At 29.2% G+C, this 21,995-nt stretch carries 20 protein-coding genes and 1 other annotated feature; of the genes, 3 read left to right on the top strand and 17 right to left on the bottom strand.

Annotation, left to right across the window (positions count from 1 at the left end; translation table 11 throughout):
* Positions 1-13 precede the first annotated feature (13 nt).
* The 11 genes from M4I33_RS16205 to M4I33_RS16155 form a co-directional block, all read right to left on the bottom strand.
* Positions 14-634, bottom strand: a complete 621-nt coding sequence (locus M4I33_RS16205; protein WP_257917782.1) for a hypothetical protein — start codon at positions 632-634, stop codon at positions 14-16.
* 146 nt (positions 635-780) lie between these two features.
* Positions 781-1,179 carry an ATP synthase delta/epsilon chain alpha-helix domain-containing protein gene (locus M4I33_RS16200; protein WP_257917781.1) on the bottom strand — a complete coding sequence of 133 codons (399 nt, stop codon included), beginning with the start codon at positions 1,177-1,179 and terminating at the stop codon, positions 781-783.
* Positions 1,180-1,193: 14 nt separating this feature from the next.
* Positions 1,194-2,591 carry a F0F1 ATP synthase subunit beta gene (gene atpD, locus M4I33_RS16195; protein WP_257917780.1) on the bottom strand — a complete coding sequence of 466 codons (1,398 nt, stop codon included), beginning with the start codon at positions 2,589-2,591 and terminating at the stop codon, positions 1,194-1,196.
* Between the two features lie 15 nt (positions 2,592-2,606).
* A complete protein-coding gene (gene atpG / locus M4I33_RS16190) occupies positions 2,607-3,458 on the bottom strand; it encodes an ATP synthase F1 subunit gamma (RefSeq protein WP_257917779.1) in 852 nt (283 codons plus the stop codon).
* Positions 3,459-3,488: 30 nt separating this feature from the next.
* The gene (gene atpA / locus M4I33_RS16185; RefSeq protein WP_257917778.1) at positions 3,489-5,006 is read right to left on the bottom strand and encodes a F0F1 ATP synthase subunit alpha; all 1,518 of its coding nucleotides are present in this window, start codon (positions 5,004-5,006) and stop codon (positions 3,489-3,491) included.
* Positions 5,007-5,016: 10 nt separating this feature from the next.
* A complete protein-coding gene (locus M4I33_RS16180; protein ID WP_257917777.1) occupies positions 5,017-5,556 on the bottom strand; it encodes a F0F1 ATP synthase subunit delta in 540 nt (179 codons plus the stop codon).
* Between the two features lies 1 nt (position 5,557).
* Complete coding sequence (locus M4I33_RS16175) at positions 5,558-6,049, bottom strand: F0F1 ATP synthase subunit B (protein WP_257917776.1); 492 nt, start codon at positions 6,047-6,049, stop codon at positions 5,558-5,560.
* A gap of 52 nt (positions 6,050-6,101) precedes the next feature.
* On the bottom strand, positions 6,102-6,347 hold the full coding sequence (gene atpE, locus M4I33_RS16170) for an ATP synthase F0 subunit C (protein ID WP_194192404.1): 246 nt from the start codon (positions 6,345-6,347) through the stop codon (positions 6,102-6,104).
* A 32-nt stretch (positions 6,348-6,379) separates the two neighbouring features.
* Positions 6,380-7,051 carry a F0F1 ATP synthase subunit A gene (locus M4I33_RS16165; protein ID WP_257917775.1) on the bottom strand — a complete coding sequence of 224 codons (672 nt, stop codon included), beginning with the start codon at positions 7,049-7,051 and terminating at the stop codon, positions 6,380-6,382.
* A gap of 4 nt (positions 7,052-7,055) precedes the next feature.
* Positions 7,056-7,421 carry a hypothetical protein gene (locus tag M4I33_RS16160; protein WP_257917774.1) on the bottom strand — a complete coding sequence of 122 codons (366 nt, stop codon included), beginning with the start codon at positions 7,419-7,421 and terminating at the stop codon, positions 7,056-7,058.
* A gap of 554 nt (positions 7,422-7,975) precedes the next feature.
* Positions 7,976-9,154 (bottom strand): acetyl-CoA C-acetyltransferase, encoded by a 1,179-nt coding sequence (locus M4I33_RS16155; protein ID WP_257917773.1) that lies wholly within the window; start codon positions 9,152-9,154, stop codon positions 7,976-7,978.
* A 376-nt stretch (positions 9,155-9,530) separates the two neighbouring features.
* Between M4I33_RS16155 and M4I33_RS16150 the strand changes: the two genes are divergently transcribed.
* Positions 9,531-10,025, top strand: a complete 495-nt coding sequence (locus tag M4I33_RS16150; protein WP_257917772.1) for a dCMP deaminase family protein — start codon at positions 9,531-9,533, stop codon at positions 10,023-10,025.
* Positions 10,026-10,074: 49 nt separating this feature from the next.
* Here M4I33_RS16150 and M4I33_RS16145 read toward each other — a convergent pair whose 3' ends face one another.
* The 6 genes from M4I33_RS16145 to M4I33_RS16120 all read right to left on the bottom strand — a co-directional run bounded on the left by M4I33_RS16145 (position 10,075) and on the right by M4I33_RS16120 (position 17,257).
* Positions 10,075-10,632, bottom strand: a complete 558-nt coding sequence (locus M4I33_RS16145) for a hypothetical protein (RefSeq protein ID WP_257917771.1) — start codon at positions 10,630-10,632, stop codon at positions 10,075-10,077.
* Positions 10,613-13,597: a hypothetical protein gene (locus M4I33_RS16140; RefSeq protein ID WP_257917770.1), complete on the bottom strand. Its 2,985-nt coding sequence runs from the start codon at positions 13,595-13,597 to the stop codon at positions 10,613-10,615. Before M4I33_RS16140 ends, M4I33_RS16145 begins: the two co-directional genes overlap by 20 nt.
* 2 nt (positions 13,598-13,599) lie before the next feature.
* On the bottom strand, positions 13,600-14,307 hold the full coding sequence (locus tag M4I33_RS16135; protein ID WP_257917769.1) for an OmpA family protein: 708 nt from the start codon (positions 14,305-14,307) through the stop codon (positions 13,600-13,602).
* Positions 14,308-14,439: 132 nt separating this feature from the next.
* Positions 14,440-15,849, bottom strand: coding sequence for a MotA/TolQ/ExbB proton channel family protein (locus M4I33_RS16130; RefSeq protein WP_257917768.1), 1,410 nt, complete (start codon positions 15,847-15,849; stop codon positions 14,440-14,442).
* A gap of 150 nt (positions 15,850-15,999) precedes the next feature.
* Positions 16,000-16,374, bottom strand: a complete 375-nt coding sequence (locus M4I33_RS16125; RefSeq protein ID WP_257917767.1) for a hypothetical protein — start codon at positions 16,372-16,374, stop codon at positions 16,000-16,002.
* Between the two features lie 226 nt (positions 16,375-16,600).
* Entirely contained in the window at positions 16,601-17,257 is a 657-nt protein-coding gene (locus M4I33_RS16120) for a YitT family protein (RefSeq protein WP_257917766.1), read from the bottom strand.
* A gap of 306 nt (positions 17,258-17,563) precedes the next feature.
* Positions 17,564-17,768: a binding site (T-box leader), on the top strand.
* Positions 17,769-17,868: 100 nt separating this feature from the next.
* On the opposite strand from M4I33_RS16120, the gene leuS reads away from it, so the two are divergent.
* Positions 17,869-20,316 (top strand): leucine--tRNA ligase, encoded by a 2,448-nt coding sequence (gene leuS / locus M4I33_RS16115; RefSeq protein ID WP_257917765.1) that lies wholly within the window; start codon positions 17,869-17,871, stop codon positions 20,314-20,316.
* Between the two features lie 252 nt (positions 20,317-20,568).
* Positions 20,569-21,995, top strand: a 1,427-nt coding sequence (locus tag M4I33_RS16110; RefSeq protein WP_257917764.1) for a methyl-accepting chemotaxis protein, incomplete at its 3' end; no start/stop codon positions are given.

The following is a 21,995-nucleotide window of genomic DNA, read 5'->3' as shown; positions in this document are numbered from 1 at the left end:
TCCAAAAAAATTGTTAATACGTTTTGAAAATAATAGGAGTTCCTATAATTAAATAAATTCCAGTATCATAACTCATAATGGAATAATTTAATCTGCTTCCATCTCCTAATGTAAGTTTTCCTGTGTATCCATTTTGAATTTTAATAAATTCTCCCTTTAGATTAAGAGAACTCATATCAAGTTTGTCTATGTTGTTGTTTTTCACTTTTATTTTACCCTTATAATAGTTAAAATAATTTATATTTTGGATTTTATCATCTTGTATTTTTTTCAATTCTTTCTTAAGATTTCTTGAATTTGTTTTTGTATCCTTATTTGAAATAACACCTTCAACAAAAGTTTTATTTCCCTCTCTCCAAGCGCTAAATTCTAAAGAATATCTACCTTCTAATTTTAATTTATCTGAAGTCTCTATTTTATAATCTTTTTTTAAAATATCGCAAACTCTCTTAAATTCATCTTCTATACTTAAATCAGTTTCGTATTGAATTTTTACAGCATTTTTAGCAAACTCTGTTTTTTTAATAACATCTTCTTCAAAATAATAATAATTTTTAGTATTTAAACTTTCAGAATTTGAAATTCCTAAAACGAAAATAGTACAAATAAAAATAATAACTCTCTTTATTCCCATAATACCCCTACCTTTCGTTTTAAGTATTGTCCATAAAATAAAAGTTTATACAGTTTTCCTCTATATATATTATTATCATTATTAATTTTTTGTGCTAATAAAAAACATGCAAAAAAAAGACCACACTTTAAAGTATGGTCTTTTTACTATTGCTCTTTTAATCTAATTCTTAAGATTGATCTTTGAAGCGCAGCTTGCGCTCTTTTTTCATTCCAATTAGATTCTTTTAATCTTTTTTCTGCTCTATCTTTGGCTTCTTTTGCTCTTCCTAAATCAATATCTTCTTTAGTTTCTAAAGCACCTACGCAAAGTTTAAGTTCATTTCCCTCAAATTTTGCAATTCCACCTGATATAAAATACTCAGCTTTAGTACCATCTCCTAAAATAACCTTTGCTATAGTAGGTAGAGTTTTTAGTAGGATAGACTCATGGCGAGCCATAAGTTCAATATATCCTTCTCCAGTTTGTACTGTTATGCTTTGTATATCTCCATCAAAGGCAGTCTTTTCTGGAGTTATTATTTGCATTTTAAAAGTACTACTCATACGATAACACCTTCTTATGCTTTTATTTTAGCTTTTTCTAAAACTTCTTCTATAGTTCCTACAAATAAGAATGCTGATTCTGGAACATCATCATGCTTACCTTCTATTATTTCTTTGAATCCTCTAACAGTTTCTTCTATTGGAACGTATTTACCTGGAATTCCTATGAATTGTTCTGCAACTGAGAATGGTTGTGATAAGAAGTTTTGAACTCTTCTTGCTCTTGCAACAGTTACTTTATCTTCATCTGATAATTCATCAACACCTAAGATAGCTATAATATCTTGAAGTTCTTTATATCTTTCAAGCATATGTTTAACTTGTGAAGATACTTTGTAGTGTTCTTCACCAACTATTCTAGGGTCAAGAATTCTTGAAGTTGACTCGATTGGGTCAACTGCAGGATAAATACCTTTTTCTGCTATTCCTCTTGATAAAACTGTTGTTGCATCAAGGTGAGAGAATGTTGTAGCTGGTGCTGGGTCAGTTAAGTCATCGGCAGGTACGTATACCGCTTGAACTGATGTGATTGAACCACTCTTAGTTGATGTGATTCTTTCTTGTAATGCACCCATCTCAGTAGCTAGTGTTGGTTGGTAACCAACAGCTGATGGTATTCTTCCTAGTAAGGCTGAAACCTCAGAACCTGCTTGTGAGAATCTGAATATATTATCTATGAAAAGTAACACGTCTTGGCCTTTATCTCTGAAATACTCAGCCATAGTTAACCCTGTAAGTGCAACTCTCATTCTAGCTCCAGGTGGCTCATTCATTTGTCCAAATACTAGTGCAGTATTTTTAAGAACTCCTGATTCTTTCATTTCATAGTAAAGGTCATTACCTTCTCTTGATCTTTCTCCAACACCTGTGAATACTGATAATCCACTATGTTCTTTAGAAATGTTATTTATAAGCTCTTGGATTAAAACTGTTTTACCAACTCCAGCTCCTCCAAATAGACCTATCTTACCACCTTTTTGATATGGTGCTAAAAGGTCAACTACTTTAATACCAGTTTCAAACATTTCTGGTTGAACTGATTGATCTTCAAATGATGGTGCTGATCTGTGTATAGGGTAGAATTCTGTAGCATCTACATCCCCTGCAATTTCACCATCTATTTCTTTACCAAGTACATTAAATAATCTTCCTAAAACACATTTTCCAACTGGTACTGATATTGGATGTCCTGTGTCAACTGCTTTAATTCCTCTTTTTAATCCTTCAGTCGCTTCCATAGCTATTGTTCTTACTATATCGTCTCCGATATGTTGTTCAACTTCAGTGATAAGCATGTGCTCACCCATGTCTATCTCAATAGCATTATATATGTTTGGAAGTGACTCAGTATCAAATTTTATATCTACAACTGGTCCTACTACTTGAACCACTTTTCCTACATTTTTAGGCATCTAGATACCTCCTCACTATTTTTGTGCTTCTGCTCCACCAACTATTTCAGCAATTTCTTGAGTTATTGCGCTTTGTCTGATTCTATTATATTTACTTTCAAGTCTATCTAATAGATCATTTGCGTTCTTAGTAGCTCCATCCATTGCTGTCATTCTTAAAGATTGCTCACTAGTTCTTGCGTGAAGCATTGAATTTAATAATTTAGATACTATATAAAAGTCAAAAACTTCTTCTACCGCACTCTCGTCTCTCGGTTCTATTGTATAGTCTCCTACATTTTCCTTTTCTAATTTAACAGGTAATAATCTTTCAATTTTAACTTCCTGTGATACAGGCGAATTAAATCTAGTATAAACTACATTTATTTCACCATATTCACTATCTTTATATAATCTTAATGCATGATTATATATAGGAAGCATCTCTTTAAAATTAGGATGGTCTTGTATATCTAAATATTCTCCTACACAATTAAATCCATATCTTTTAACGTATGAAACACCTTTTTTACCTACACAGATTACTTCAGCTTCTTCTCCGTTTGTTTTAACTTGTTCTCTTAATCTAAGAGCTAAGCTGACATTGTATCCTCCGCATAATCCTGTATCAGATGCAAGAACTATATATAGTTTTCTTTTAGAGCCATTACCTTTTAAGTAAACTGAATCCATAAATCCATCTATTTCATTAAATACATCTTTAGTTATATCTAAAGTCGTATCAAAGAAAGTTTCATTTAGGTTTAAGTTTGCTCTAGCTCTTCTTAACTTTGAGGTAGAAACAAGTCCCATGGCTTTTGTGATTTTTCTAGTACTTTGAACTGACTTAATTCTTCTCTTTATTTCAATAAGTCCTGCTCCTGCCATATCGTCAACTCCTTAATTTTCTACCAAATATTAAACGCCATCATTTAAGAATTTTTTCTTAAATTCTACTATTCCGCTTTCAAGCATTCCTTTAACTTCATCAGTTAAAACTTTACCTTCAATGATTGCTTTTCCTACTTCTCTGTGATGTACGTTCATGTATTCTAAGAATTCTCTTTCAAATTTTTTGATACTTACTACTTCTATATCTGATAAGAAATTATTAACAGCTGCATAAAGGATCATTATTTGATCTTCTACGTCCATTGGGCTGTATTGGTCTTGTTTTAAGATCTCTACTAATCTCTTACCTTTTTCAAGTCTCATCATTGTATCTCTATCAAGGTCTGAACCGAATTGAGCAAATGCTGCTAATTCTCTGTATTGAGCAAGCTCTAGTCTTAAAGTACTTGAAACTTGTTTCATAGCTTTAATTTGAGCGTTACCTCCAACCCTTGATACAGAAATACCTGCATTAACAGCTGGTCTTTGACCTGAATAGAATAAATCTCCTTCAAGGAATATTTGACCATCTGTAATTGAAATAACGTTTGTTGGTATATAAGCAGTAACGTCTCCTGCTAATGTTTCGATTATTGGAAGTGCTGTTAAAGAACCGCTTCCTAATTCTTCTGAAAGTTTAGCTGCTCTTTCAAGTAATCTTGAATGGATGTAGAAAACATCCCCTGGATAAGCTTCTCTTCCTGGTGGTCTTTTAAGTAATAGTGACATTGTTCTGTAAGCAACAGCGTGCTTAGATAAGTCATCGTATATTACTAATACATCTTTACCTTGATGCATAAAGTGCTCACCTATAGTACATCCTACGTATGGTGCTAAGTATTGTAGTGGTGCTGTTTCTGATGCAGTTGCAGCTACTACTGTTGTATAATCCATAGCTCCCATTTCTTGTAATGTGTTAACTATATAAGCTACTGTTGATTGTTTTTGTCCGATTGCTACATAAATACATATAACATCTTTACCTTTTTGGTTGATTATTGTATCTATTCCTATAGCAGTCTTACCTATTTGTCTATCTCCAATGATAAGTTCTCTTTGTCCTTTACCTATTGGAATCATTGAATCTATTGCTTTTATACCTGTTTGTAGTGGTTCGTTAACTGAACTTCTTTCAAGTATTCCTGGAGCTTGAACTTCAATTGGTCTAGTAGTTTCTGCTTTTATTGGGCCTTTTCCATCAATAGGTTCTGCAAGTGCGTTAACAACTCTACCTATTAAGTTTTCTCCAACTCCAACTTCAACTATTTTCTCAGTTCTTTTAACAACGTCTCCTTCTTTTATACCTTCTTCTGGTCCTAAAAGAACGCAACCTACGTTATCTTGCTCAAGGTTTAAAGCCATTCCATAAACACCATTAGGGAACTCTAAAAGCTCACCTTCCATACAGTCATCTAATCCAAATACCCTAGCAACTCCGTCTCCGATTTGGATTATTGTACCTGAGTTTATAGTTTTAATTTCTTTGTCGTATCTTTCTATTTCACTTTTAATTATAGAAGTAATTTCTTCTGGTTTGATATTCATAGCTTCACCTCTATTCGCTTTTAAGTATTAGTGATTTCATTTCTTCAAGTTTTGATTTAATTGAACCGTCAATTACTTCGTTACCAACTCTTACGTATAATCCACCTAAAATACTCTTATCAATTTCATATTCTAATATAACATTCTTGTTAAATTTCTTTTCTAAATTAGCTTTTAATTTAGAAGATTGATCTTCACTTAAAGGAATAACACTCTTTACTAAAGCTGTAACTATGTTTTGCTTTTCTAGATGTATTAATTCCATTTGATTAAGCTTTTCTCTAATGTAATGAATTCTTCCTTTTTCTATAAGGATAAGTATAAAAGATAATAATTCTTCGTCTATTTGTCCTTTAAGAAGCTTTATCATTATTTTCTTTTTCTTTTTTGTACTAACTTGAGGATAATCAACTAACTTTTTTAATTCCTCATTACTATCGATAAGGTCACAAATTTCTCTAAGATCTCTTAAATATTCCTCTACCTTACCTTTTTCTTCCGCTACTTCATATAAGGCTTTAGCATATCTCCTATCTAGGTATTCGTACATATTACATACCTACCTTGCTAATATAGTCATCTATAAGTTCTTTATGCTTTTCCTCGCTTATACTCTCACCTAGAGCTTTTTCTGAAATTAGCATTGAAATGTTTAATATATTATTTCTCATTTCATGTTCTGCTTTTTCTTTTTCTCTTGTGATTTCATCTCTAGATCTCTCTAATAGTCTCTCAGCTTCAACTTTAGCATCATTGACTATTTCTTTTTTAAGATCATCAGCTTTAACCTTATATTCATCAACTATTTCTTTACCTTTTTTCTTTGAAGTAGTTATTTCTCTTTCGTTTTGTACTTTTAAGATCCTTGCTTTTTCTAAATCTTCATCAGCTTTAGATATTGTATCTTCTATACGATCTTTTCTTTGTTTGATAATAGCATTAACTTTATCAAACGCTATTTTTTTTACTATCCAAACTAATATCCCTAAGTTTACTAAAGTGACAATAATCTTTGGAATATCTATAGACATATTAATATCCAAATCAAAGCCTCCCTTCCAGGCTTAAAAACCTATTTTTTTATAGCAAATTTAATTATTTTATTCCAACGAATAATAGTATGAATGATACTAGTAATCCATATATTGCTGTAGTTTCTGCTAAAGCACAACCTATGAAGTAAGTTGACATTAAGCTACCCTTAGCTTCTGGTTGTCTTGCTATACTTTTTAGAAGACTTGCTGTCGCGTTACCGATACCTACTCCTGCTCCTAATGCTGATATAATTGCTAATCCTGCTCCGATTGCACGCATTCCAATGATAAATTCTTGTCCTGACATAAATAATTCCTCCTAAAAATAAATTGTTTTTTTTATTCTTCTGCTATCATTTTTATATTTATCATAGTTAATATTGTAAATATAAAACTTTGAAGCACTCCATCAAATAGGTCAAAGTAACCCATAAGTGGTACTGGGATAGCTAATTGAGCAATCCATGCTACATTTCCTAATGCTTGATAAACTAATTCCATTATTACTACCGCAACTGTTATGTTACCGAAAAGTCTGAAACTTAATGTTACAGGTAACATTACTCTTTCAAGTATGTTTATAGGTAAAAGAGCTGCAGTTGGATGTCCATATCCTTTTAAGTAACCAAATAATCCATTTTCTCTTATTGAATTAATTTGAACTATAAGGAATGTAAGTAATGATAAAGCTAAAGCAACACTGAAATCTGATGTTGGTGGCTTGAACCCTAAAAGGTCTGTTACGTTCATAACAAATACGAAAATCGCAAGAGAACCTACAAATGGTGCATAGCCGATATAACTGTCGCCCATAGTTGATTTTACCCAGTTGCTAAATCCTTCTATACCCATCTCAACAATGTTTTGCTTTTTGCTTTCTGGAATAACTTTTAAATTTCTAGTAAGTAGCCATAAAACTATAGCGATTAAAACTATGATAACCCACTGCTGGATTATTACACTTCCTAGACTATTTATAAAGCTACTAACCTTATCCATTAGACTGTTCACTCAATCACTTCCTTTCTTCATATTTAATAGCCATAAAAAGGGAAATGAAATTAGACATATAGCCTATAACGTAAAGAATTATGTTGTATTGGTTTTGCAATAATAACAAGATACCGATACCGGCAACAAGGATTATTCTTATTACAAAACTAACCATCAATAATAATCCCTTAAGATCAGCTTTTGAATTGATACTTTTTTCTGATAGAGATCCGCCTATTATGAAATTTGCAAGACTTATTAAAAATCCTATCACAAAAGGTTCTACGTATTTTGGATTTATTATAAGTAATGCGATAACTCCAAGGCCGACTACAAGTAAACTAGACTTTGCTGTGTTCCTAAGTAAGCTTTTTAAATCTATAACCATATTCGCCTCCTTATGTCTTTCTAAATCATTATAGTGTAGATAATTTCCTAATTGAAATTCAATTTTTGTCTATTTTAGGCAATAAAATTCCTTTTTGAAGTGTTTTTACTATGTTTTAACCCTTTTTAACCACTTTACTCTTTTTCTCTTCATCTTACAACTATTTTTAAATTAAATTTCAATTGTCAGAAAATTCAGTCATGTTATCAATAAAAAAAGGTATATTTTCCGTTTTTTGTGAGACACAATTGAATTAACATTATAGACAAGTTGCACAAAAATCGATTTTATAACCTTTTGTTAATAATTTGTTCATATAGTTATCTTTTTATTATCATTTGTTTATTGTCATCATATATGTAGTTTTATTATTCTTTTATTATTTTATTCCTATTTTTTTTAATAATTTCAAAAGTAAAAGACTGATACTTTTACGATTTAGAAAATATACCATTTAATATAATTATTAATACCTACTAAAAAAGCTAAAAAAAACCACATAGCATGATATGCTATGTGGTCTCTATTTATATTATTTTATTTGAAAGGTCCTACTATCTCTCTACGATTAATGCAGTTCCCATTCCTCCACCGATACAAAGTGTTGCTAAACCAGTTTTAGCATCTCTTTTTTCCATTTCGTGAAGTAAAGTAACTAGGATTCTAGCTCCTGAAGCACCTACTGGGTGTCCTAAAGCTATTGCTCCACCATTAACGTTAACTTTTGACATATCGAATCCTAAATCTTTAGCTACTGCTAAACTTTGTGCTGCGAATGCTTCGTTAGCTTCTACTAAGTCAATATCTTTAACTTCTAATCCAGTTCCTTCTAATGCTCTCTTAGTTGCATAGAATGGTCCGTATCCCATTATTGATGGATCTAATCCTTTTGATCCGTATGAAAGGATTTTAGCCATTGGTTTAATTCCTAATTCTTCAGCTTTTTCAGCGCTCATTACTACTAAAGCTGCAGCTCCATCGTTTATTCCTGAAGCATTACCTGCTGTAACTGTACCATCTTTTTTAAATGCTGGTCTTAATTTTCCTAAGCTTTCAGCAGTTGTTCCGAATCTTGGGAATTCATCAGTATCAAATACTTTTGGATCTCCTTTTCTTTGAGGAATAACAACTGGTACTATTTCATCTTTGAATTTTCCAGCTTTTATTGCAGCTTCTGCTTTTTGTTGTGATTCTGCTGAGAAAGCATCTTGCATTTCTCTAGTTAGGTTCCATTGTTCTGCTATGTTTTCTGCAGTGATTCCCATGTGGTAGTTGTTAAATGCATCCCAAAGAGCGTCGTTGATCATAGTGTCAACCATTTTTCCGTCTCCCATTCTTTGTCCCCATCTAGCTGTTGGTAAAGCATAAGGTGCTCTTGACATGTTTTCCATACCACCTGCAACTACTACATCGCAATCTCCAGCTTTAATCATTTGAGCAGCTAAACTTACAGCTCTTAATCCTGAACCACAAACTTTGTTTAAAGTCATTGCTGAAACTTCGTTTGGTAATCCAGCTTTTAAAGTTGCTTGTCTAGCAACGTTTTGTCCAAGACCTGCTTGAATTACGTTACCCATTAAAACTTCGTCAACCATTTCTGGTTTGATTCCTGCTTTTTTAACTGCTTCTTTTATTACTGTAGCTCCTAAGTCTACTGCTGGAACATCTTTAAGTGCTCCACCGTATGTTCCTAATGCTGTTCTTACAGCACTTACTATTACAACTTCTCTCATATTGTAAAACCTCCCAAATATATAATTAACATTTGTATTAACATTTTTATTATTGTTAAACTCTTAACACACTCTTATTATACCACCTTTATTTTATTATTCAATAGTTTTTTGTTAATTTTTAAACAAACTTTTATACCTTTTCACTATTTTTTTAAGAACCTTCCCAACTCAAACCCTTATATTTTATATAATAAAAAACATTTAATCCTTTAAAAGTCAACTTCTTTGACTATTTTTCTACATACATTTTATCTTTAAATTCCTTCATTTTCTTATATATTTTTAAATACCATTTTTATTTGTTTTTGCATTATATATAATAGTATAATAATTATGTAATTAATTATTAAACCTTGATTTAGGAGGTATAAATATGAAGAGAAAAGATTTTATATCTTGGGATGAATATTTTATGGGACTTGCTTTATTATCTGCAAAGAGAAGTAAAGACCCTAGCACACAAGTTGGTGCTTGCATAGTAAGCCCAACTAACAGAGTTTTATCTGTTGGATATAATGGATTTGCATTTGGTTGTTCAGATGATGAATTTTCATGGAGTAGAGATGGAGAATTTTTAGAAACAAAATACCCTTATGTAGTTCATGCAGAGCTTAATGCTATTTTAAATAATAGAGGTGTTTCTTTAGAGAATGCAAAACTTTACGTTGCCCTTTTCCCTTGCAACGAATGTGCAAAAGCTATTATACAAAGTGGAATTAAGGAAGTAATTTACCTTAGTGATAAATATGCTGAATCTGATGAAGTTAAAGCATCAAAAAGAATGTTTTTAGCGTCTAACGTTAAATTAACTAAACTTATACCATCTGTTGAAAAAATAGAATTATCATTTAACGCTTTTGAAATTTAAATAAAAAATGCCTTAAAAACAAGGCATTTTTTTATTTAACTATATTTTTTTAAGCTATACCTTTATCTTTTAAAGCGTCTAAGAGTGAAACTCTATAAAGTTCTTCTTCTTTTATTAGTGTTATTTTATCTTTTAATTCTTTAGATTTTTTATTATCTATTATGAAGTTATAAGTTACTTCATATGTTATATAGTTATTAGAATTATCTATTTCTTTTAAATCTAAAATAGAAACATCAAAATATATATCTGATGATACATATGCTTTCACTAATTTAAAAAATTCTACTTCTTCTTCTTTATTTAATTTCGCATCTAAATATGCGTAATCTAATGCTTTTTCTATATCTCCATTTATAGAAAACTCATAGAACTTTTCTATAACATTTTTAGGATCTTTTAGGTCTATCTTAAAATCTTTATAAGCTCCATAACCTATAAAAAATATTACGATTATTATTATAATTGCAAGAAGCTTTTTTATATTTTTTAAAAAGCAGTTGTATATATTATAAAATCTATTATAAATCACCTGATCTTCTGATGTGCTATTACTATATAGTTTTGAAACGTCTTTAATTTTTTCATCACACTTCTTGCACTTCATACCTTCCCTCTTTAAAATTAATTTTAAATAATAAATCTAACTCTTTATATAATTTATCATAGCTATTTAAATCTTCTCGTTTTAAAATATTATTTAAAGAACTTATTAATTCTTTATCTCCTTTATTTTGAAGATTTAAAATATCATTATATATATATCCTTTAATTAAATTTGTTATATTTCTTTCATTTAATAATATTCTATCTTTAAATCTTTCCCCTACCTTTAAAGATAAATTTTCTTTATATTTTATTAAACCTTCTATTCTTCTTGGAAATATAAAGCTAGAAGTATTTATAAAGGCATCTTCTCTAAAATCTGTAAGAGTGAAATTAGAATTTATTAAATTCTTTTGTAAGTTTAAGATGTCTAATCCTTTTCTTATAACATCTTTAAGAGAGTTATCTTTTATACTTTCTTCTAATATATATAATTCTTTATCAAATGTTTCATAGTTTATCCAGTTTTCACTTAAAATTTTTAATATAGTTTCTCTAAACTCCTCTTTTCTAAAGATTATTCCAGACTTAAACTCATCATTAAATAAAGATTTAACTTTTACTCTATCACTTAAATCGCCTCTATACCTTGAAACTACTTTATAATTCCCAAATATATATGCTAAGTTTAAGTTGTCTTTATATTTGTAATAATCTTCTAAAGATCTCTTTAAAATTAAGGATTCTTTAGACTTTTCATCTAAATTAACTATAATTTCTTTTACATACCCTTTATTATCTTTAAACTTCTCTTCTGCTTTTTTTAAGATAAGTCTTCTTATTTCCTCACTTGTTTCTCCAAATCTCGCTAAACTTTTAAATTTCAAATCATCTTCATAATAGTTTCTAAGAGCTAAAAGCTTAGCTTTTTTGCTAGAAGTATTTCCTCTTTCAAATTCCTCTATTATGATTTTTTCGTTTGATTCATCTTTTACTAAATTAGAATACCTTACCCTTATATCTAAAGGTAAATCGCATCTTTTTATAAGTTCACTGTATACTTCTTTTCTGCCTTCTTCATCTAAGACTTCAATCATACCTTTTATAGTACTTACATAGATATTTTCAGTTATAAAGTTAGAATTTTTAATAAATTTTAAAAGAGTTTCTCTTCCTTTATCATAATCTTTTATATTTTTAGATTCTCTTATAACTAAAGGTAACAGGTCATATCTTTTAGAAGCTATAAAGGCGTTAGTTACTTTGTTTATAACTTTTCTTTTTAAATTTCTATCTTTAAATCTTATTCTATTTATAAACACACCTAAAAATATTAAATCAAAACTAAATTTATTTATTAGATCATATATAAAACCTTCTTCTACTGTGTACTCCTCTAAATAAGTATTTATATATGATACATACTTTGATTCATCACTTTCTAAAACGAAATAATCAATTACTCTTTCTAATAATCTTTTCTTTAAATCTCTATCTTTGATTTTCAATAAAGCTTCTTCGTATATAAATATATCAAGCCCATCTTTTTCACTGTTAAGCTTGTGTAGTATAAATTCATTGTATAACTTTTTACTAAATTTACTTAACTTAAATATAGTTTTAGAGTTATCTTTAAATAATTCATCTTTCTTTTTAGTGTCATTTCCGTCTATTATATCTTCAATTATGTTTATCATTGTCTTTTTTATATAATCACTTTCATCTATGCTAGAATCGCAAAATCTAAAAATATCTTTTAAATTCCCTTGTCTTGTTTTTCTATAATAATCTAAAATCAAAATTTTATCTTTTGATTTTAAGTCTAATTTTTTTATAGTATCTTTATTTTGAATAAGTTTTTCTAATGCTTTTATATCTAATGTTTTTTTATAAAAAGAATAAATTATATCTAACATATCCTTATCTATTTTTATTTCTTTAGAATTTATTATCTTGTTTATTACAATATTTAAACCTTCTTTATCTGAAGTATTTTTATAAATATCCTTAACTTCATTTATAAAACTATAATCAAAATCTCTACTATATTCTTTTAGATTTATTAAAGCCTTCCTGCCTTCTAAATCCTCTTCTAAAATCAAGTTTAAATAGCTTATTAATTCCTTAGAATTATTAGTTATTATTTTTCTTTTATACATTTCTTTTAAATAATCTATATTACTTTTTAATACTATAGGATTTTTTAAGAAGTATTCTTCTAAAAACATAGAAAATCCTATATCAAATTCTTTTAAAGCAAAAGCTCTATTAAAAGCTTCAATATATATGTCTACAGGTAGTTCTCTTTTTATTTCATTTTCCATAACCTTAATCACTTCTAAGATAGAACTTGCATTATTTAAATTTTTAATTTTTTCTACTATACTTTCTTTAAGATAATTCCCCTCTAAAGATTTTCCTTCTAATAAATAATCGCTCTCACTTTTTACTATAAAACTAATATGTCTAAGGTCTATCCCAGTAAAGATAATTATATCTTCTAAGTTATTTACATCCTCGTATCTTGGTATTTTAAAAATAATTTTTAACTTGCTTTCTTTTAAACCATTTATAACTTCTAATTTAATATACTTTTTTAACCTATTTGATATTATCTCTAAATCTAAAGGAACTGTATCTGAACTGTAAGTTATAGAAAACTCCTCAAAAAAACCATTTTCTTTTATAAAAACTAACTCCTTCTTATCTTTTAAAGGGTTTATTTCCTTAATCTTAGGTTTATCAATAAGACCTATATCTTCTAAAATATTTGCTATCTTTATATATTTTTTTGAATCGTTACTTTCTAATTCTCTCTCTATTATTTTGCTTGTATAATTAAATCCTTTATCTAACACTACCCAGGGTAATACAAGCTTTTTTATATAATTTTCTTTTAAACCTTTTAAATCAAGCTTATCTCTTTCAATTTCATTTTCTAGTCTTTCATATTCTATTACGCAATTTAACTTTAAATCATCTCGAACTTTATAAAGCTTAAAATACCTCTCTAACGTCTTACCCATAACTATTTATCCCTCTTTAAATTTCTACTTTTAATAGCCTCTTCTAAGTCCCTATTTGAAAATACCATCTTTATTTCTATTTTTCTTTGATCTTTAACGGCTTTCATATCATTTTTTGAATATTTTTCTCTATCTCTATCTTCTTTTTTAGGGTTTGTCTCAAACTCTGACATCCCAGAAGCTTTAAATTTACCTCCAAACCCATTTTCTAAATCGCTATTAATTGGAACCATAGAATTTAAAAAGCTCATTGCCCTTTCTGTTGATAATTTCCTATTATCTATAGTTGTTCCTGCATAATCTGTATGTCCCACAATTTCAATATAATCTATCTCTTTATTAAGCTTTTCATCTTTAAGTATCTTATAAAATACTTCATTTAATTCTTTTGCTAAATTTTCACCGTCCTTTTTTAAGTCCCATTTTCCAGTATCAAATAAAGTCTCTGTTTTAATCTCTATCTTTCCTTCCTCTTTATTAAAATACATAACATCTTTGTTAACATTATTACTATCTAATTTACTTTGAATCTCTTTATAAATAGCATCCCTTTTTTTAGATATATTATCTACAAACAAACTTGATAACGCCATTGATATAAGCATAATAAAAAAGAAAACTAAAGTTACTGTAGTCATAATATCTACAAAAGATGGCCAGTAAGACATCTCTTCTTTTTCTCTTTTATATCTTCTGCTTCTAAACTTCATCTTTAAAACCTCCACTCTTCCCTAACTAATAAAACTTTCCTCTTAATTAAATTTATTATCACTAAACTTTAAATATTCTAATGTAAATTAAAAGCCACTTCTTAAATTTTAGAAGTGACTTTAAAATCATTTTTATCCTCTAGATGCAAAAGCCCAATCGTTTGTTGCCTTAACTAGTTTTGCTATAGTGTTTGTATTTTTGCTTAAACTTTGAGTAGCTTCTGTTATTCCTGCTATAGATTCATCTAATCCTCTTATTATGTCTTTAGATAAATCCTCCATTTCAAGTTTTAAAATACTAGTTACGCTCTCTGTTATTCCAGACTTTAATGAATCTACAGTTTCTAAAAATTCGTAAAGACCTCTTTCAAATCCATCATAACCTTCTTGAAGATTAGATAGTTGAACTTCTAATTTATTAGAACTTATATCTATAGAGTCTTTAATATACTCAGTGCTCTCTACAAGTCTGTTGTATGAAATTTCTAAATCTCCTTTAATTCCTAAAAGAGTTTGCAATGATTTTGTCATTATTACATTTTCATCACCTATACTCTTTTCTAAAGTTATTATCTTATCTCCAAGAGAATCTATCTTTAATGATAAATTACTAGTTGCATCATCCATTATGTTTTTAAACTTATCTGTGTTTATCTCAAAATTATCTATAGATTTTTTAAATATTTCAACAGGCATGCTAAAACTATCCACAGTATTATCTAAACTTTTAATAACTCGGCTAAGTTCTACTGTATAATTACTCATCTCTTTTGCTGTCTCTGTCATATCTATAGTATTTTTATTTATCTTTTCAACAAGTTCTTCTACACCCTCTCTAAATAAAGCCCTCATCTCTTTAGTTAAATCTTTCATAGTATTTTCTAAAGTATTATTAAACTTTTCAAATTGCTTAGCGAAACCATAAAAGTTTTCTCCATATATTAAATTATCTAAATAATCCTCAAAAGTATCAAAGAACATATCTTTTTCTCTTTTAACTAATGAAATAATAAAGTTTAATATAATCGATACAAAAACACCAAAGATACTAGTCCAAAACGCACTTGCCATACCTTGAAGTGGAAGTCCCATTTCACTTAAGAAAAGTTCCATAGAATTAACACCAGAAACTAATACTCCCTTAGTTGAGTGTATTGCAACTGTTAATCCTAAAAATGTACCAAGTAAACCAAGTGCAATTGATATTGCTGGTATCATATTCATAAACTTATCATTTAAGTTAAAATTATTTCTCAAATGTTTTAATATTAATACCTCTGTATTTATATTATCTGTTCCTTTTTGTGCACTATTTTTAAAGTCCTTTACTATTTCATTTAAAACATTACTTTCAAAAGTTTTTTCTCTTGATTCATAATTTAAGATACTTCCCCTTTCAAATCCATAGTTAAGTTCTTTATATGAATTTCTTATCCTTAAACTAACAACTATCCCATATATAGATAAGGCTATTATTAAAGCTATAACGCCAAACCCAATTATTCCTTGTCCTAAAAATGAACTAAAAAGATCCTTAAGCATTTTAATTAAACTCCCCTCTAAATAAATTCCTTTTATATATAATACTTAAGTACCCCTACATAATATTCTTATTTTTTTCTTTATATAAAAAAATAAAAGGAACATTAACTAAAGTTAACATTCCTTTTCACTTAAATTATAGTTTTAAAACTATCTTATATATTTACTATTATTAAATATTATAAATACTTCTCCATCGATTTCTTCGATTTTACCCCAGCTATACTCTACACTACTGTCCTTCTCTATCCCTACTTCGCTAAGTAAAATCTCCGTATCATCTGCACGAAGTACTATCTTTTCTATAAAGTCATTTAATGTATCAAAACATATATCTAAATCTAATTTTAAATTATCTAAAGTATGTTCCTTTACGTGAAATATCTCAAGGTCTCTATTATAAGCCTCATCTTCCCCTAATAACTTTCTAAAAAAGTTAGTCTCAAAAAATTCTCCTTTTCTCATAGATGGATATAAGATATTCCCATCCCCTATAAAGAATCTTCCAGTACTAAAATTAAACATCCTACTTTCCTCCTCTAGCCTACTATTTAATTAATTACTCTCTATAAAATTATACCATTTACAGATATTTACTTATACCTATAAAAGTAATCATTTCTCAGAATTATATTAGATTTAATAATTTTATATTAAACTTTAATTTATTTAATTTTAATAAGAAAAGCACCTTTAATTCGCTAATAAAGTAAAAAATAGCCTAGTAAATACTAAGCTATTTTTACATTATTTATGCATTAATTGTTATGCCGTCTTTAACGTCTTCTACGCTATCATCTTTGGCATCTTTTTCTTCTTGTCCGTTATATAAAATGTCGATTAACTTCCCACTAATAGTAACAGCTACTATAGAGAAGAATATTTGTTTTGGTTCTAAATATACTATTGATGCTATTAATATAACAGCATCTGTTAAAAGGTATATGTGATTTATCTTAAGCTTTGTAAATTTGTTACCTAAAAGAGCTATAACATCGTCTCCTCCAGCGGCTCCGCCACCTCTAATTACAAGCCCAACACCAATACCTACTCCAATACCTGCAAGTATACTTGCAATTATCATATTATCTTTAAAGTCTGGAATAATAAATCCAATACTTTCAAAAACTTTATATGAAGCTGAAAAAGATAAACTTGATAAAACTGAAAGTGCCATAAATCTTTTACCAAAGAATCTAGCTCCTATAGCAAATAATGATAAATCTACTAACAAACTAGTTATTGATGGAGATATATTCATAATATTTTTTACTAATAATATTAATCCTAATACTCCTCCTTCAGTAATTTCGTTTTGAAAATTAAAATTGTAAGTTCCGAATGCTAAAATACATGACCCTAGTATTACTAAAGCTATACTTTTCGCATTCTCTTTCGTCGAATACAAAATATCACTCTCCTAAATTTATAAATATAACTACCACTAGTTATATTTCTTATCTTCTATTTTACCTTTACTAAATATCTAAAGCAAACCTAATTAAATACCTTCTATTACCCCTATTAAGTTTTAACCTACCGCATTATATATAGCCTCTCTGGTCCTCAAATCTCCTTCAATCTCCTAAAGACTCCTCCATCTTTCATAAAAAATCTTAATCTATGCTATACTAACTCTATAACTTTTTATAATATCACTTGACTAAAAACTTCCTTATATATATAATAAATTCAAATGATTTAAACTTAATAAATTAAAGCAATGATTAGAAGTAGTACTGCATATTTCAAAGTTAAGAGAGCTGTTGTTTGGTGAAAAACAGAGTTTGAATTTCAGGAACTTGTCTATAAGTTTATCTGTTTAGAAGCAGGTACGGTTAACCCCGTTAAAGTAAAAGAGTGAGGAAATTAAATTTTCCTAATTAAGAGTGGTACCACGGAATCCTTTCGTCTCTTATGCTAAAATGCATAAAAGACGAAAGGATTTTCTTTTTATTTAATATCCTTTATCTTTGTAAAAAATAAAATTAATTATATATATTATAGGAGGAACAAAAAATGGGAAACTACGGAACTGCCATAGATAAAAAGTGGCAAGAAAAATGGGAAAAAGAAAACTTATATAAATTTGACCCTACTAACTTAGATAAAAAACTTTACGTTTTAGAAATGTTCTCTTACCCATCAGGTAGCCAATTACACGCTGGTCACTGGTTTAACTACGGACCTGTTGATACTTGGGCTAGATTTAAGAGAATGAATGGATTTAATGTATTCCAACCAATGGGGTTTGATGCATTTGGTCTTCCAGCTGAGAACTATGCTATAAAAACAGGGGTTCACCCTCAAGACTCAACTGAAAAAAACATCGAAACTATGGAAGCTCAATTAAAAGCTATGGGCGCTATGTTTAACTGGGAAAACGAAGTTGTTACTTGTAGACCTGATTATTACAAATGGACTCAATGGCTATTCTTAAAATTATATGAAAAAGGCTTAGCATACAGAAAAAATGCTCCTGTTAACTGGTGCCCTTCATGTAATACAGTTTTAGCTAACGAGCAAGTTGTAGATGGAGCTTGTGAAAGATGTTCAACAGAAGTTACTAAAAAGGACTTAACTCAATGGTTCTTAAAAATAACAGATTACGCAGACGAATTACTAGAAAAATTAGATACTTTAGATTGGCCTGAAAAAACTGTTGCTATGCAAAAACACTGGATTGGAAAATCTACTGGTGCAGAAGTAACATTTAAAGTTAAAGATTCTGATTTATCATTTGATGTATTCACTACAAGAGTTGATACTTTAAATGGTGTTTCATATGTAGTTTTAGCACCTGAAAACAAATTAGTAGATAGTCTTGTTACAGAAGAAAACAAAAAGGCTATTGAAGCTTACAAAGAAGAAGCTTTAAAGCAATCTGAAATAGAAAGACAATCAAACACTAAAGAAAAAACTGGTGTATTCACAGGTTCATATGCTATTAACCCTATAAACGGAAAAGTTGTTCCTATTTGGGTTTCAGACTATGTTCTTGCAACTTACGGAACTGGTGCTGTTATGGCTGTTCCAGCTCACGACGAAAGAGATTTTGCTTTCGCAACTAAATATAACTTACCTATAGAAAGAGTTATAGAACCTAAAGATTCTAAAGAGACTACTCTTCCTTACTGTGAGCACGGTATACTAGTTAATTCAGGCGAATTTGACGGATTAACTACAAAGGAAGCTAAAGTTAAAATAGTAGAAAAATTAGCTACTTTAAGCTTAGGTGAGCAAAAAGTAAACTACAGACTTAGAGACTGGTTAGTTTCAAGACAAAGATACTGGGGAGCTCCAATCCCTATGATTTACTGCGAAGACTGCGGAACAGTTCCTGTACCAGAAAAAGATCTTCCAGTAAAACTTCCATACAACGTAGAGTTTACTCCAGATGGAAAATCACCTCTTGCAAAATGCGAAGAGTTCGTTAATACAACTTGTCCTTGCTGCGGAAAACCTGCAAAAAGAGAAGTTGATACTTTAGATACTTTCGTTTGCTCATCTTGGTACTACTTAAGATATCCAGATAGCAAAGATGAAAAAGAAGCTTTCAATAAAGATATAATAGATAAAATGCTTCCAGTAGATAAATACGTAGGTGGTCCTGAGCACGCTTGTATGCACTTACTTTATGCAAGATTTATAACTAAAGCTTTAAGAGATATGGGATACTTAAACTTTGATGAACCTTTCAAATCACTAGTTCACCAAGGATTAATCCTAGGACCAGACGGTTTAAAAATGAGTAAATCAAAAGGTAATACAATCTCACCAAACGATTATATAGACGAATACGGTTCTGACGTATTTAGAATGTATTTAATGTTTGGATTTGCTTATATAGAAGGTGGCGCTTGGAGCGATGACGGAATAAAATCTATAGGTAAATTCGTAGATAGAATCGAAAGATACCTTGATTCTTCAAGAGAAGCTATAAAATCTAAAAACACAAAAACTACTATAGACAAAGAAGAAAAAGAACTTAAACTTTGGCTTCATACAGCTATAAAAGGTACAACAGACGATACTGAAAAAATGCAATTTAATACTGCTATTGCAAGAATGATGGAATTTGTTAACGCTCTTTCTAAGTATGATAAAGAAGAAGTTAAAAATACTGAATTCTTAAAAGAAACTTTATTAGATTTCATAAAAATCCTTGCACCATTTGCACCTCACTTCGCTGAAGAACAATGGAGCCTTATGGGAATGGAAGGTTCAGTATTTAACCAAAAATGGCCTGAATTTGACCCTTCTGCTTTAGTTAAGGATGAAATAGAAATAGCTATTCAAATAAACGGTAAAGTTAAAGCAAAAATTACAGTACCTTCAAACTCAACTGATGAAGTTATTAAAGAAACTGCATTAGAAAATGAAAATGTACTTAAAAACACTGAAGGAAAAACTATTGTAAAAGTAATCGTAATTAAAGGTAGACTTGTTAATATAGTTGTAAAATAATCTTATTTAAAGGAATCTCTAAAGAGATTCCTTTTTTGTATTTTTTTATAAATAAAAACTAATATTCAAACTTTAGAAATACAAAGTTTATAAATTGGCCTAAAGCCCCATCTATAAGGCTTCTTTCTTCTTATTCGACAAATTTTTATGTGTTTTTACAAAATATATTCATTTTAAATTTAAGTTCTATATTTACTATCCGATAATAATTTTATTGATTAAAGATATATATTAAATTTAAGGTGGGATAAAATGAAAAAAAAGAAAGATCTTTTTAAAGCAAAATCTTTAAAAGGCAAAATGTTAAAAGACTTTATACCTCTTTTAACTGTAATTTTAATTATAGGTGGCCTTGCTACTTCACATTTTGCAAGCAAAGGACTTAGAAACACTACAAACACTTTGCTAGAGCAATTAGCAAATGTTGCATCAACTGATGTAGCTACTATAGTAGAAGATACTAAACAATCTTTAGCATCACTTGCTGCAAATCCAACAATTCAAGGTAACGACAGAAAAGCTCAAGTCGCAGCTTTAAAAGCTTATGCAGAAGTTAACGGCCTTAAGCGTATAACTATTTCAGATGCAGAAGGTAACGCCTTTGATATGAATAACGAAAATGTATCAGTAAAAGACCGTGAATATTTTACTGAAGGTATGGCTGGAAAAAGCTATATATCTGTTCCAATGAAGAGCAAATTAGATGGTAGCATGGTTGTATTTACATCAGTTCCAATAAAATCAGCTAACGGTTCAATAAAAGGTGTATTAACAGCATCTTATGCAGCAACTGATTTTTCTAACTTAGCTACTAAAACTAAGATTTTAAACGACGGTGGCGTATTTATAATAAATTCAGATGATACACTAATTGCACATAAAGATACTCAACTAGTTGAAAATGAAACTAACTTTGTACAAGGTAAGAATGTTCCTGATAACTCTGGAACTGCAGTTGAAGCACATAAAGAAATCTGTTCTAAAAAACAAGGTATTTTAAATTACACATATAAAGGTCAAAACAGAACCTTAGCCTTTACTCCAGTTCCTGGAACTACTTGGATTACTTGTGTTTATGCAGATACAGACGAAGTTCTATCTCAATTAAACTCAATGCAACTTGCAACTATTTTAATAAGTTTATTAACTTTAGTAGTACTTGCAATTTTAATATTTATTAATTCAAATAAACTTTCTGAATCAATCAAAGAAATAAATAATGGATTAATGAACTTCTCAAAAGGAATATTTAAAGTTTCTGTAAGTGAAAAAACTTTAAAAGACTCTACAGAAGTTGGTGCTATGGGGAAAGCCTTAGTTAAAACATCTGAAGATATATCAGATATAATAAATAATATTCAAGATAATGCTTCTGTTATAGGAGATAAATCTTATGATTTAGAAAATGTTTCAAGAGATTTAGCTAATATTACAGGTGGCATATCACAAGCTATAACTGATGTTGCAGAAGGAACTAGTAACCAAGCTGAAACTTTAACTAATATAGCTTCAAAAATGGCTGACTTTGGTGATGATATTGATAATATGTCTACTGACTTCATTCATATAAATGGAAAAAGTGAAGATATAAAAACAAAGGCTCAAGCTGGTAATACTGAAATAGAAAAACTAACTAAAAATATAGAAACATTTAATGCGAGCTTCATAACATTTAACGA

Origin of the sequence: Clostridium sp. LY3-2, from assembly GCF_024705715.1 — a bacterium.
Classification (GTDB): Bacteria; Bacillota; Clostridia; order Clostridiales; family Clostridiaceae; genus Clostridium.
This window is presented reverse-complemented; position numbering and strand designations above follow the sequence as displayed.